The 13,939-nt window shown below is 71.0% G+C and carries 12 protein-coding genes; 3 read left to right on the forward strand and 9 right to left on the reverse strand.

Annotation, left to right across the window (positions count from 1 at the left end):
- Positions 1-73: 73 nt before the first annotated feature.
- Positions 74-1,912: a dihydroxy-acid dehydratase gene (gene ilvD / locus FLV34_RS18405; RefSeq protein WP_142650141.1), complete on the forward strand. Its 1,839-nt coding sequence runs from the start codon at positions 74-76 to the stop codon at positions 1,910-1,912.
- Between the two features lie 55 nt (positions 1,913-1,967).
- On the opposite strand, the gene FLV34_RS18410 is transcribed toward ilvD, so the two are convergent.
- The gene (locus tag FLV34_RS18410; RefSeq protein ID WP_142650140.1) at positions 1,968-2,420 is read right to left on the reverse strand and encodes a hypothetical protein; all 453 of its coding nucleotides are present in this window, start codon (positions 2,418-2,420) and stop codon (positions 1,968-1,970) included.
- A 306-nt stretch (positions 2,421-2,726) separates the two neighbouring features.
- The gene (locus tag FLV34_RS18415; RefSeq protein WP_147943656.1) at positions 2,727-3,056 is read right to left on the reverse strand and encodes a hypothetical protein; all 330 of its coding nucleotides are present in this window, start codon (positions 3,054-3,056) and stop codon (positions 2,727-2,729) included.
- A 155-nt stretch (positions 3,057-3,211) separates the two neighbouring features.
- Between FLV34_RS18415 and FLV34_RS18420 the strand changes: the two genes are divergently transcribed.
- Positions 3,212-3,706, forward strand: a complete 495-nt coding sequence (locus tag FLV34_RS18420; protein WP_142650139.1) for a YafY family protein — start codon at positions 3,212-3,214, stop codon at positions 3,704-3,706.
- A 192-nt stretch (positions 3,707-3,898) separates the two neighbouring features.
- On the opposite strand, the gene FLV34_RS18425 is transcribed toward FLV34_RS18420, so the two are convergent.
- The 3 genes from FLV34_RS18425 to FLV34_RS18435 form a co-directional block, all read right to left on the reverse strand.
- Entirely contained in the window at positions 3,899-4,123 is a 225-nt protein-coding gene (locus FLV34_RS18425; protein ID WP_030509608.1) for a zinc ribbon domain-containing protein, read from the reverse strand.
- A gap of 258 nt (positions 4,124-4,381) precedes the next feature.
- Positions 4,382-5,197, reverse strand: coding sequence for a GNAT family N-acetyltransferase (locus tag FLV34_RS18430; RefSeq protein WP_147943657.1), 816 nt, complete (start codon positions 5,195-5,197; stop codon positions 4,382-4,384).
- 11 nt (positions 5,198-5,208) lie between these two features.
- Entirely contained in the window at positions 5,209-5,718 is a 510-nt protein-coding gene (locus FLV34_RS18435) for an HNH endonuclease (RefSeq protein ID WP_142650137.1), read from the reverse strand.
- A 299-nt stretch (positions 5,719-6,017) separates the two neighbouring features.
- On the opposite strand from FLV34_RS18435, the gene FLV34_RS18440 reads away from it, so the two are divergent.
- A complete protein-coding gene (locus FLV34_RS18440) occupies positions 6,018-8,081 on the forward strand; it encodes a prolyl oligopeptidase family protein (protein WP_147943658.1) in 2,064 nt (687 codons plus the stop codon).
- A gap of 10 nt (positions 8,082-8,091) precedes the next feature.
- Here the strand turns inward: FLV34_RS18440 and purU are convergent, their stop codons facing one another.
- The 4 genes from purU to FLV34_RS18460 form a co-directional block, all read right to left on the reverse strand.
- On the reverse strand, positions 8,092-8,940 hold the full coding sequence (gene purU, locus FLV34_RS18445) for a formyltetrahydrofolate deformylase (RefSeq protein WP_147943659.1): 849 nt from the start codon (positions 8,938-8,940) through the stop codon (positions 8,092-8,094).
- 329 nt (positions 8,941-9,269) lie between these two features.
- A complete protein-coding gene (locus tag FLV34_RS18450; protein ID WP_261985821.1) occupies positions 9,270-11,261 on the reverse strand; it encodes a tetratricopeptide repeat protein in 1,992 nt (663 codons plus the stop codon).
- Positions 11,262-11,466: 205 nt separating this feature from the next.
- On the reverse strand, positions 11,467-12,033 hold the full coding sequence (locus tag FLV34_RS18455) for a GNAT family N-acetyltransferase (RefSeq protein WP_260617409.1): 567 nt from the start codon (positions 12,031-12,033) through the stop codon (positions 11,467-11,469).
- A gap of 21 nt (positions 12,034-12,054) precedes the next feature.
- On the reverse strand, positions 12,055-13,644 hold the full coding sequence (locus FLV34_RS18460) for a M48 family metallopeptidase (protein ID WP_147943660.1): 1,590 nt from the start codon (positions 13,642-13,644) through the stop codon (positions 12,055-12,057).
- Between the last annotated feature and the right edge of the window lie 295 nt (positions 13,645-13,939).

Genomic DNA, 13,939 nt, shown 5'->3' on the forward strand with positions numbered 1-13,939 from the left:
ACAGCGGGTCTCGGCAGCCGGGCAGTGGTCGTACCATTTGAAGACTCAGTAGTCTCCGGATGGGGGTCCCTCGATGCCCGCTCTCAGGTCCCGCACTGTCACTCACGGCAGGAACATGGCCGGCGCCCGTGCGCTGCTTCGGGCCACGGGCGTAGCGGGCAGCGACCTCGGCAAGCCGATCGTCGCGATCGCCAACAGCTTCACCCAGTTCGTGCCCGGCCACGTGCACCTGCGCGAGGTCGCCGACGTGGTGGCCGGCGCGGTCCGCGAGGCGGGGGCCGTCCCGCGCGAGTTCAACACGATCGCCGTCGACGACGGCATCGCGATGGGCCACGGCGGCATGCTCTACTCGCTGCCGTCCCGCGAGCTGATCGCCGACGCCGTCGAATACATGGTCAACGCCCACTGCGCCGACGCGCTGGTCTGCGTCTCCAACTGCGACAAGATCACGCCCGGGATGCTGCTCGCCGCCTTCCGGCTCAACATCCCCACGATCTTCGTGTCCGGCGGCCCGATGGAGGCCGGCAAGATCCCCGGCCGCAAGCTCGACCTGATCGACCCGATGATCGCTTCGGCCGACGAGAGCGTGTCGGACGCCGACCTCCTGGCGATGGAGGAGAACGCCTGCCCGACCTGCGGGTCCTGCAGCGGCATGTTCACCGCCAACTCCATGAACTGCCTCGCCGAGGCGATCGGCCTGGCCCTGCCCGGCAACGGCACCACGCTGGCGACCCACAAGGCCCGCAAGGCCCTTTTCGAGGACGCCGGACGGCAGATCGTCGACATCACCCGGCGTTACTACGAGGAGGACGACGAGGCGGTCCTGCCGAGGAGCATCGCCACCCGCGAGGCGTTCGAGAACGCGATGGCGCTCGACGTCGCCATGGGCGGATCGACCAACACGATCCTCCACATCCTGGCCGCCGCCCGCGAGGCGGGCGTCGACTTCGGGCTCAAGGAGATCAACGAGATCTCGCTGCGCGTGCCGTGCCTGTGCAAGGTCGCCCCGGCCACGATGAAGTACCACGTCGAGGACGTGCACCGGGCGGGCGGCATCCCCGGCATCCTCGGTGAGCTCGACCGGGCCGGCCTGCTCCACCGCGACCTGCCGACCGTCCACTCCGCCTCCATCGCGGAGTACATCGCCAAGTGGGACCCGAAGTCCCCCGAGGTCACCGACGAGGCTTTGGAGCTGTGGCACGCCGCCCCCGGCAACGTGCGCACCGTCAAGGCGTACTCGCAGGACGCCCGCTGGGAGTCGCTCGACCTCGACCGCGCCGAGGGCTGCATCCGCGACCTCGACCACGCGTACACAAAGGACGGCGGCCTCGCCGTCCTGTACGGGAACATCGCCCAGGACGGCTGCGTGGTCAAGACGGCCGGCGTGGACGAGTCGATCTGGCGCTTCTCGGGCCCGGCGGTCGTGTTCGAGTCGCAGGAGGCGGCCTCCGAGGGCATCCTCGGCGGCAAGGTCAAGGCCGGCGACGTGGTCGTCATCCGCTACGAGGGCCCCAAGGGCGGCCCCGGGATGCAGGAGATGCTCTACCCGACGAGCTTCCTCAAGGGCAAGGGCCTGGGCAAGGCGTGCGCGCTGATCACCGACGGCCGCTTCTCCGGCGGCACGTCGGGCCTGTCGATCGGCCACGCCTCCCCCGAGGCCGCCGAGGGCGGCGCGATGGCCCTGATCGAGGACGGCGACATCATCGACATCGACATCCCGGGCCGTTCGATCGAGCTCAGGGTGGCCGAGGACGTGCTGGCCGCCCGCCGCGAGCGGCTGCTGGCCGACCTCGGCGGCTACCGGCCGCGCGACCGGCAGCGTCCGGTGTCGGCCGCCCTCCAGGCGTACGCCGCGCTGACCACGTCGGCCTCGACCGGCGCGTCCCGCGACCTGTCCCAGCTCTCCCGCTAGACCCGGGAAACGCGTGGGGCCGCCTCCGAGGAGGCGGCCCCACGTTCTCCTGCCGTCAGCTGTAGGAAACCGTCTGCACGCTGCAGTTGGTCATCCACGGACCGGGATAGACCGGGGCCGTCGTGCAGCCCCAGGTGGCGGTCACGGTGGTGGTTCCCGCGGGGATGCTGACGCTGCCGGCGGTGCCGGCGAAGTCGTACGAATGGCCCTCACTGCATATGGCGGAGACGCTGACGGACGTCGTCCCGCTGGGCAGCGTCTTCGTGAACTGCCACGCGTGCGTGGCCGGGACCGCGACCAGGCTGCTGTAGGGCACCCCTACGACGGAGATGGGGTACCAGTCCCTGGTGTCCCCGAAGCTGTTGTAGTTGAGGCAGTCCACTGTGGCGTTCAGCGTGACGGTGTCGGCCATGGCGGGGCTGGGCGCGAGCGCGAGGCTCAGCACGCCGGTGGTCACGAGCGCCGCACCGAGCGCGAGCACTCTCCGGGCTGGATTCGCAGCGAACATTGGTGTCCCTTCTCCCTCATTTCAACAACGAATGCACCATCTCCCCCAGGAACGGTCAATCTCCGGAGTTTTCGGAAGTCCGGAATGTCGGGTCGGCTGAAAATGCGCCGAGCCGGGGGCCCGAAACGCACCGCCGGCCCGCCCGGATAACCGAAATCCGATATGCAGCGGATGATCGCAGAGATTTCAGGCACGATTCGGCGAAATGTTTCGAATGCCCCGCTCATGGTGATTTCCGGGTGGAGCCCGGTCTCTGAAAGTTTCAGAGCGTCGTCCGCCCACGACCACCGCGAAGCCGTCCGGCGCTCATGGTTCACCGCCGTTGCCGGGCCGCCCACAGGTGATGCGGGGCCGTGTGGAAGCCGTGCCGGACCGGGCGCAGGCGGCGAACAGGCCGCCATCACGCCGGTCTTCGCCGTCGTCGGCCTTCACGTCACCAGGACCGTACGGCCCGGCGAGGGGATGCACGCCGGGAGGGTGGCCGTGGCCGTGGCCGTGGGGCTCGCCGGGCGGATGCGCGCCGCGATGTGACGAGTCGTATGGCACGGCAAGGGGATTGCACGCCAGGATGCGGCCGTGGTCGTAGGCCACGGGCGGGCGGATGCGCGGCGCGGTGACGACAGCGGGCGGATGCACGGCGCGGTGACGACAGCGGGCGGGGACGACCGGTTTCCTCCGCAGGCGGTCGGGCGTCCCGGACAGAAAACGGTGGCCGGAAGGACAGGCCACCCTAGCGCCGTTACCGAGCACGCGTTCGGAAAAATGTCAGTGCTCGTCGCTATTGTCGAACTATGGCCAACGTCATTCGGCACTCGCTGACCGCCGAGGAACTCGCCGCCCTCGCCCTGTCGCTCGCTCACCTCGGTGCCGGCCCGCAGTCGGTCACCGCCCGGCGCGGTCTGCGCCACGCTTTCGAGCACCTCGATCTGGACGACGACGTCATCGCCACGACCCTGACCACCCTGACCACTCCGCTGCCCACCGACGTCGCCCGCCGGGCGCGGGCGGTGGCCAACGCGATCACCGCCCGCCTGGTGATCCGCATCCAGTATCACGACGCGGCGGGCCGGATGACGGTCCGCGACGTCGAGCCGGTGACCTGCCTGGTCCACGGCGAGTTCTGGTATCTGGTGGGCTGGTGCCGCATGCGCCGCTCGATCAGGGCGTTCCGCTTCGACCGCATCCTGGCGGTGGAGCCGACCGACCTGCCTGCGCGTGCTCACCTGCCGCAGCGCTACCTGCCGTTCCAACGCCGCTCGCGGGCCCGCCGCCCGTCCGCGGCCTGACTCGACAGCCCGGCTCCGGTCCCTGAACCGGCGGCCCGGCTACGCCGCCCGCGGGCGTGGCGCCCACGCCCGCGGGCCGTACGGCCACCCGCGCCGGGCGGCCGGAATCAGCCCGGAGCAGCCCAAGGAGCCCCAAGGCAGCCTGGAGAAAGCCCCGGAGCTGTCCGGTGAGAGCACGGGGACGGACGCGGCTCAGCCGCCGCAGCAGCCACCACCGCAGCAACCGCCGCCCGCGCCACCCGACGGACGGGCGGCGGGAGCCCCGGACGCCCTGCCCGTGACGGCCACGGTGGACAGCAGCTTCACGGTGTCGTCGTGGCCGGAGGGGCAGACCGCCCGGTCACCGGCCTCAGCCATGGGACGGTTGAGTTCGAACGTCGACCCGCACGCGCGGCAACGGTAGTCATAGCGAGGCATGCGTCCAGATTAGAGCCCGGCCCGGCGTAAGCGGGCGTCCCCGGGGAGGCGGCGCAGCCGAAGTAGGTGGTCACATGGCCGGCCATAGACCGGCGACCGAGCCGCCTGCAGGAAGGACGACGACCCGGCGTAAGCGGGCGTCCCCGGGGAGGCGGCGCAGCCGAAGTAGGTGGTCACGCAGCCGGCCATGGACCGGGCACCAAGCCGCTGCCAGGAGGGATGACGACCCTGCGTAGGCGGGCGTCCCGGGGAGGCGGCTCAGGCGAAGTGGATGGTCGCGTAGTCGGCGATGGGCCGGAAGCCGAGCCGCTGATAGACGGAGTTGGACGTGGGGTTGTCCAGATCGGTGAACAGCAGCACCTCGGTGGCGCCGTCGTCGAGCGCCTTCCTGCTGGCCGCGTGGGCGACGGCGCTGCCGTACCCGCGTCCGCGCAGCTCGGGCGGGGTGTAGACGGGCCCGATCCGCGACATGCCGGCGATCGGCGCGGAGACACCGGCGATGGAGACGGACCGGCCGTCGTCCTCCCACATGATCAGTTCCTCCCGGTTGACCCGGGCGGCGACGACCGGAGTGGGGTCGGCCGTGCGCTCGGCATGCGCCTCGTGCTGGAACTCCCGGATGAAACTCACGGCCGTCGGCAGGTCGCCGGGGCCCGCGACGCGGGGCTTCCCCGGCGCGGAGGGAGTCCGCAGCGCGCCGAGGCGATAGAGCCGCTCGGCCCGGCGGCGGGTTTCCGGCCGCCACCACGCGGCCGCGAACGCCTCGGCGACGGCGATCGGACCACCGACCGCGGGCACGTCGTGGTCCAGCTCGATCAGGTCGCGTGCCAGCAGGGGAAGCGCCGCGAGCGGAACGTCGCCCAGCGCGAGCGGATAGGGCGGCGTCTGGCAGGCCGCCCCTGCCACGGTGTCGCCGTCCTCCAGCCAGGCCAGCAGGGGATCGACCGTGAACTGACCGCTGCGGATCCCGCGCAGCACGGTCAGCATGACCGTGCTGCGGACGGGATCGCGCAGCAGCCAGGGCTCCGCCGCCGCGGCGTACTCCTCCACGTCGGCGGTGATCGTCCACCTCATGACGTCGCCCGTCAGGCCGCCGTCTCCGACAGGTAGGGCGCCCACTGCGGATCACCGTCGAGTTGCGCGCCGATGAGCCGCCAGTGCGCGCCGTGCGGCACCACGGGGGCCACCCGCAGCGCCCAGCCGAGCTCCTCCAGCAGCTTGTCGGCCTTGCGGTGGTTGCACGGCGTGCACGAGGCGACGCAGTTCTCCCACGTGTGAGGGCCACCCCGGGATCGCGGGATGACGTGATCGATGGTCTCGGCCCGCTGGCCGCAGTAGGCGCAGCGGAAGTTGTCCCGGCGCATCAGCGCGGCCCGGGTGAGCGGGATGCGCGTCCGGTAGGGGATGCGGACATAACGCCGGAGCCGGATCACCGATGGGACGTCGAGCGTGCGCGTGGCCGAGCGCAGGACCGCGCCCCGGCCGTCGCGGTGGACGACGTCCGCCTTCTCTCTCAGCACCAGAATTACGGCCCGGTGCAGGGAGAGCGTGGTCAGCGGTTCGTATGTGGCGTTCAGGAGCAGGACTTGGCGCATCAGCCGGCCTCCACAGCGGTCTCGGCTGTGCGCCTGGGTTGTGGTCCCGTCGGTTGGGACCCGGATGCTTCCGTCACAGGGACCTCCGCCGGACGGCCCAGCGGATCGTCACCACGGCACCGCCCTTCACCAAAGTGTGGCCTTGTCGGCGGCCCCCGCGCCACCCCATAAAGGGTCTGTGAGGTGAACGACTGGGACGCCTGCTGCTTCTATGCCCAGGTGTTCACCCCTTTATTCCCGTCTTGGCCGGGTACGGACGATGTACCGCCGCAGGCGTCCGGCTGTTTTAAAGTGCCTGCATGAGCCGAGTGCCGTACCCGCCAGCCCGCCGTGACGACATCGTCGACGATCTCCACGGAACGCCCGTCCCCGACCCGTACCGGTGGCTGGAGGATCCGGACGATCCGGCGACGAAGGAGTGGCTGGACGCGCAGGAGACCCTCTTCAGGTCCGCCGAGCTCGAAGGGCGCGACCACTTCCGCGAGCGCATCGCCGAACTCCTGCGTTCCGGGTCGGTGGGCACGCCGTCCTGGCGCGGCGAGCGCCGCTTCTTCACCCGGCGGGCCCCCGACCAGGAGCACCCGGTCCTGTACGTCGCGGACGGCGGCGGCGAGCGGGTGCTGCTCGACCCCACCGCCCTCGACCCCTCGGGCCTGACCACGCTCGACTCCTACCAGCCGGACAAGGAAGGCAACCGGCTGGCGTACCAGATCTCGGTCGGCGGTGACGAGGAGTCGCGCCTGTACGTCGTCGACGTGGCGACCGGAGAGATCATCGAGGGGCCGATCGACCGCTGCCGCTACTCCCCCGTGGCCTGGCTGCCCGGCGGGGAGGCGTTCTACTACGTGCGCCGGCTGGCGCCCTCGCTGGTCCCGGCCGGCGAGGAGCAGTATCACCGCCGCGTCTACCTGCACCGCGTCGGCACCTCTCCCGACGACGACGTGCTGATCTTCGGCGAGGGCCTGGAGAAGACCAACTACTACGGGGTCTCGGTCTCCCTCGACGGCAGATGGCTGTCGGTCTCCGCCTCGCGGGGCACCGCCCCGCGCAACGACCTGTGGGTGGCCGACCTGGCCGCCTCGTCGCCGGAGGCGCCGGAGCTGGTCACCGTGCAGCAGGACGTCGACGCCCAGACCGGGCTCCACTTCGGCCGCGACGGGCGGCTCTACGTCTTCACCGATCTCGACGCCCCGCGTGGGCGGGTCTGCGTCACCTCGCCGGAGACGCCCGGCCGTGAGCACTGGCGCGACCTGATCCCCGAGGACGCCGAGGCGGTGCTGTCCGACTTCGCGATCCTCGACGGCATGGCCGAGCCGGTCCTGCTCGTCGGCTGGACCCGCCACGCGATCGGCGAGATCTCCGTCCATGCCCTGGAGAGCGGCGAGCGGATCGGTGAGGTCCCGCTGCCGGGGCTCGGCTCCATCGGAGGGATCTTCGAGCGCCCGGAGGGCGGGCACGAGGCCTGGTTCAGCTACACCGACGGCATCACCCCGACCGCCGTGTACCACTACGACGCGCTGACCGGCGAGACCTCCCTCTGGGAGGCGCCGCCTGGCGCGGTGGAGGTGCCCGAGGCGACCACCGAGCAGGTGGTCTACCGGTCGAAGGACGGCACCGAGGTGCGCATGCTGGTCACCTCGCGCCCCGGCTCCGGGCCCCGTCCCACGATCCTGTACGGCTACGGCGGCTTCGGCGTCCCGCTGACCCCCGGGTTCTCCGCCACGACGCTGGCGTGGGTCGAGGCGGGCGGCGTCTACGCGGTCGCCCAGCTTCGCGGCGGCGGCGAGGAGGGCGAGCAGTGGCACCGTGACGGCATGCTCGGCAACAAGCAGAACGTCTTCGACGACCTGCACGCGGCGGCCGAGCACCTCATCGCCACCGGCGTCACCACCCGGGACCAGCTCGCCATCTCGGGCGGCTCCAACGGCGGGCTGCTCGTCGGCGCGGCGCTCACCCAGCGCCCCGACCTGTACGCGGCGGTCGTGTGCTCGGCGCCGCTGCTCGACATGATCAGGTATGAGAAGTTCGGTCTCGGGGCGACCTGGAACGTCGAGTACGGCTCGGCCGACGTGCCGGAGGAGTTCGCCTGGCTGTGGAGCTACTCGCCGTACCACCACGTGCGTGAGGGGGTGTCCTACCCGGCCACGCTGTTCACCGTGTTCGCGTCCGACACCCGTGTCCATCCCCTGCACGCGTGGAAGATGGCGGCGGCCCTGCAGCACGCGCAGGCGGGCGACCGGCCGATCCTGCTGCGCAACGAGACCGAGGTGGGGCACGGCGCCCGGGCCGTGAGCCGGTCGGTCGAGCTCTCGGCCGACCAGCTCGCGTTCCTGGCCCGGCACACCGGCCTGAAGGTCGGCTGAGGCGCGGAGGTCAGCGCGGGAAGATGACGGTCTTGTGGCCGTCCAGCAGCACGCGGTGCTCCGCGTGCCAGCGGACGGCCCGGGCCAGCGCCTGGCATTCGAGGTCACGGCCGATCGCGGCGAGGTCCTCGGGCGAGTGGGTGTGGTTCACCCGCGCGACCTCCTGCTCGATGATCGGCCCCTCGTCGAGGTCGGGCGTCACGTAGTGCGCCGTGGCGCCGATCAGCTTCACGCCCCGCGAGTACGCCTGGTGGTACGGCTTGGCGCCCTTGAACGACGGCAGGAACGAGTGGTGGATGTTGATCATCCGCCCGGCGAGCTTGGCGCACATCTCCTGCGAGAGCACCTGCATGTAGCGGGCGAGCACGACCAGATCGGCCTGATAGTGGTCGACCAGCGTGAGGATCTCCGCCTCCTGCCGCGGCTTGGTGTCCGGGGTGACCGGCAGGTGGTGGTAGTCCACGCCGTACGACTGGGTGAGCGGGCGCAGGTCGGGATGGTTGGACGCGACGCCCACGATCTCGATCGGCAGCAGGCCCGAGCGCACCCGATAGAGCAGGTCGTTGAGGCAGTGGTCGAACCTGCTGACGAGCACAAGCGCCCGCGTCCGCACCGCGAGGTCGAAGAGCTGGAACTCCATGGCGAACTCCGACGCGAGCGCGGCGAACGCCGCCTGCAGCTCGTCGACGGCGTGCCCGCTGGAGAACTGCACGCGCATGAAGAACCGCTCCTCGACGGGGTCGCCGAACTGCTGGCTCTCGATGATGTTGCAGCCCTTCCCGGCCAGCAGCCCGGAGACGGCCGCGACCACTCCCGGCCGGTCCGGGCAGGACAGGGTCAGCACATATTCAGCGCTCATGCTCAGATCCTCGAGGGGTGACGGTGTCGGCTACAAGGGTAGGGCCACCCGGTCGCCGAACGCGGGCCTGGCGGCGAGCGCAACCCGGGACACGCGGGCTGCGCCGGCGGAGCAGGCGAGGACGCCGGGAGCGGACTCCGTAGCGGCGGGCCGGATCGGTGAAGGCCGGGCCGGGCAGGCAGGCCGGGGGAGGCCGGGCGGGCAGGCAGGCCGGGGGGAGCGGGGCCGAGCAGGGTAGACCGGTGGAGGCCAAGCTGGGTCTGTGGCGGCGGGGACGGCGGACGCCCGGGTGGCCGTCCGCCGTGAGCGCTCCCCCGCCGTGAGGGGACCTAGCCCGCCTTCTCGTGCCGCTCCAGCGCCGCCCGTACGTCGGGGTCGTCCGGGGCCAGGGCCAGCGCCCGGCGCAGGTCGAGCATCGCCTCCCGGCCCCGCCCGAGCGCGTCGAGCGCGGTGGCCCGGTTGAAGTACAGCGCCGCGTCCTCGCCCAGCTCGATCGCCCGGGTGAGGTCGTCTACGGCGCCCCGCGCGTCGCCGGTCTCGAACCGCAGGGTCGCGCGGTTCGCCCAGGCCGAGGCCAGGCGGGCGTCGGCGGCCAGCGCCGCGTCGAAGGCCAGGGCGGCCTCCGCGTAGCGGCCCGCCTCGGTCTCCAGCTGCCCCAGCACGCCGTGCAGGTGCGCGTTGCCGGGGTCGAGGGCGAGCCCCGCCTCGACGTCGCGCCTTGCGGCCTCGTGCTCGCCGAGCATCTCCAGCACGCCGGCCCGGTTGACGTACGCGTCGAGGTAACCGGGGTCGAGCTCGATCACGTGGTCGAGATCGGCCCGGGCGCCGTCCAGGTCCCCGGCGGCCAGGCGCAGCTCCGCCCGGTTGTAGTACGCCTCGGGCAGCGGCGGGCTCACCCGCATCGCCGTCTCGTAATCGGCCAGCGCCTCCTCCGTACGTCCTATCTCGAACAGCAGGTTGCCCCGGTCGAGATAGTTGTCGGGGAAGCCCGGGTCGATCGCGACGGCGCGGTCGAAGTCGGCCAGCGCCTCCTCCGTGCGGCCGAGGCGTGCGAGAAGCTGCGCGCGGTTGCCGAACAGCACCATCCGGTGCACGGGGTGGGCGTCCGGTGGAAGATCGCGCTCGGCCAGGTCGATGGCCGACTGCACCAGGCCGAGTGCTTCGTCGGTCCGCCCTTCCCGCAGCTCGATCAGCGCGCGGCCGTTCTGGTCGAACCCGAGCTTGAAGGCTCGGGTCCGCCGGTCGGGCAGCAGCGTGGAGATCGCTATCGCCTCGTTGATCCAGGCCCTGGCCCTGACCAGGTCGCGCCGCGCCGGATCGCGGTCGCGCGCGTCGAGCATCGCCGTGCCGTATGCGGCGGCGGCATGCACGGCCGGATCGACGCTGACCCTGCGCGCCTGGTCGTACAGCTCCTGCGCGTGCGCCCGACGGCCCAGCCCCGCCAGGGCCGTCGCGGTGCGATGGGTGAAGCGCCACCACAGGTCGGACCCCGGCTCCACCAGCCGCAGGCCGCGCGAGCCCAGCTCCACGACCGCGTGCAGGAACCCCTCGGTGACGCAGTGGTCCACCGCGGCCCACAGTGCCCGCGCCGCCGCGTCGACGTCGCCGCCGTGCTCCAGGTGGTACGGCACCGCGCCCAGGGCGTGCTCCGCCGCCGCGGGGTCGGCCATCAGCTCGGCGGCGCGCCGGTCGTGCCGGAGCGCCCGTTCCTCCGGCGGCAGTGACAGGTAGGCGCGGTAGGCCCGGGGGTCGTCGGAGGTGCCGTCAGAGGTGACGTAGTCGTCGGGCGGGCCGCCTTGGGCCCGCGCCTCCACCACGCGCGCCCCCTCCCACGTGTCCTTCCACGCGTCGTTCCACGCGTCGTTCCACGGGGGTTCCGGGGAGCCGAGGGCCAGCGTCAGATCCGGCACCCGACGCACCAGGACGCGCAGCAGCTCGCGGTCGGCCGGGTCCGCCTCGTGCAGGTTGTCCACCAGCAGCGTCCGCGGCCCTTCGAGGCAGTCGCGGACGAACTCGGCGATGCCGTTGGCGATCCGGAGCGTACGGCGCGGCGCGGGCACGAGGATCCGCTCGTCCTCGGTCAGACGGGCCTCGATGGTCTGCCGTCGCGCCGGCACCAGAGGGCGCAGGCTCGGGGCGACGGCGCGGATCTCGATGTCGTGTTCCGCCACCAGGCCCGGGGAACGCTCCAATGCGACCGGGACAAGGGCGCGCAGGATCGCGCCACCGATCGTGTACGGACCGCGTAGCCGCCGGTGCCCGTTGACGACGGGCGCGACGGAAGGCGGCGCCTCCATGACGAGCGCGCGGAGGGCTGCCACGCGGTCCCGGGAGAGGTCTCCCCGGACCCAGATGTGGCTCGGGTGGACCCTCACCCCTTGTGGATCACGCTTGAGGTGCCGCTGAGCTTGGTCGTCCCCGGCTTACGGATAATGATCTTCTTCATCATGCCTCTTTCCCCACTCTTGCGGACAAGGCACAAGTATTCGCACAGATCAGCTATCCGCCAAGGGATGGAAGCATTATCTATCGGGAGAAAAGTGGCGAGACAACGGCATTTAGCTGCTTCTCGATATAAATCACCACGTTGTCGCCACGTACCTCGCGTCGCAGCTCCCGCCACCCGGATTTGCGGTAGAGCTCCAGCGCGGCCACCTGACGCATGGTGGTGTCGCCGCGCAAGGTGCTGTAGCCGAGCCGGCGCGCCCGATCCTCAAGCTCCTGAGTGATCCGTGCGCCGTAGCCGCGCCGCTGGTGATCGGGGTGGACCCGGAGCCGGCACATCTCGGCCGTGTCGGCGTCGATGCGCCGCAGGCCTCCCATCGCGACGAGCCCCGCACCGGGCACCTCCCCCACCAGGAAGTCGCCCCCGGCCCTCAAGTAGACCTCGGTGATCCGGGGGAAGTCGTCGTCGTAGTAGACGCCGTCACCCGGCACGACACCCACCTGGGCCAGGCCCATCTGATGGAGGGACCACACCGCGTCGAGGTCGGACCAGCGGTATCGCCGGATCCTCAGCGGCGCGGGCCCGTTCTCCCCGCCCCTCACGGGATCTCCCGGCTCGAGATCTCCCGCCAGCGCGTCTCCTGCCACACGTCCTCCTCGGTACCCACGTCACCCGGCATCCTGGAGCAGCTCCGGCGGCACCTCGACCCGGCTCTCCTTGAGCATCTCGCAGAAGGCCTGGAGCCTGGGCGAGTCGCCGTGTTTGGCCCTGATCTCCTTCACCAGGTCGTACGCCGGTCTGAGCAGCAGGTCGGTCCGGTAGTCCTTGTCGACCAGCTCGATGGCCTCCTCGCCCAGCTTGAGCGCGGCGTCGACGTCGCCGTCGATGAGCCGGCACATCGCCCGGTCGAACCGGATCAGGGTCTGGTCGAGCAGGTCCTCGTCCGTATACTTGTCGAGCGCCTGCTGCAGGATCACGTCGGCCTCGACCGTCTGCCCCAGCTTCACCAGGACGTCGCCCTCGTAGAAGTAGAGCTGCCGCTCGGTGTAGCCGAACGCCGGGTCCTCCCGATCGCTGTCGGTCATCTGCTGGAAGGCCGCCCTGGCGCGGTGCAGGGCCCGCTTGGCCTGCTCGACCACCTCGTGGCGCGAGCCGTTGACCCCGGCGATCTTCGCCAGCGCCCTCGCCTCGACGACGGGCGCCATGGTCCGCGCGGCACAGGGGGTGTGGCCGGCCAGGTCGCGGCTCTTCTTCGCCAGGGTGAGCGCCTCACGCGGGTCGCCGTAGTAGAGCGGCACCAGCGCCTCACGGGCGGTGACCCAGGCCCGCAGCGCCCGGTCGCCGGTCTCGTCCGCCGCCATCCGGCCGGTGCGGAAGAACGAACGCGCCATCCGCTGGTCCCCGAGGTCGATCATGATCATTCCCGTGAGCCCGGCGAGCTGGGCGGCCATCCGGCACAGCCGTTCCTGCACGTCGATGGGCTGCCGGTGGTCCAACGCCTTGCGCACGGCGGTGAACTCCAGCATGACGTCGCAGAGCAGCCGTACGGGCGGGGTGTTCATGTACTGCCGCCCGAAGCCGAACGTGGCCTGCTCCCACTGGTCGAGCATCGCCGGCGAGACCGTGGCCATGACCATCGTCTCGTCCATCCGCCGGCGGAGGTTCTCCACCGCGCCGAGCACCTCTTCGTTGAGCTCCTTGAGCCCGACCGACCCGACGGCGCCGCCGGCGAGGAGCTTCAACAGCGTCCTCCGTAGCACGTTCTCGTCCTCCTCGCCCCCGTCCACCGGATGGGTGCCGCCGCCCGACGGGGCGGGCGCACCCCACGGGGCGGGTGAAGTGATATGTCTGTCCTGCTCCGACTCCCCGCCACCCGATTCGCCCGGATGTCCGTGGCCGCAGATGCACGGGCTTTCGAACCCGAGGGCCAGGGGCTCCACCCGGTAGACCGAGCACAGATAGTGGAGGTACTCCGGGCCGGGCCGCTTCATGCCCGACTCGTACGCGGACAGTAGCGTCTCGCCGATGCCGGGGACGGCTTTTCCGTCCTTCTCGAAGAGAGCGCGCACCTGCTCGATCACGTCGGCGAGCGCCACACCATGCGAGAGGCGATGTGCCTTGATCCGAGTCGTGCCGAACTGTGGTCCGCAGTCTTTGTGGATTTCCTCGGCGATCTGGGCCAGGCTACGCCCGGCGGCCAGGCCCCGCGCCCGGATCCGGCGCGCGATCTCCGTCTCCCTGTGTTGCCTGCCGGACATTCCGGCCCCTCTCTCGTGGCCGGCCGCACTCGCAGCCCGTGGTCTCGAGCGGTCCTCGCTTCGTGACGGAGAGTGACTTACTCGTCGCACTCCGCCGACACCATAATGATGGACCATAGTTGGCGCGGCCAAGCCCCCAACATGAACGTGCCGACTAAGGATCGTCTACCGATAGGGGTTTTCTTTCAACCAACATGGGTTTTCCTCCACCTCAGCGCCTCCTGGCCATCGTTGACCCGAGCAGTTCCGTGAGCCATCTTGGGCGCACCAGAGTGAACAGACGGGAACGCAAAGT

This window comes from Microbispora sp. CSR-4 (assembly GCF_008033685.1).
GTDB lineage: Bacteria > Actinomycetota > Actinomycetes > Streptosporangiales > Streptosporangiaceae > Microbispora.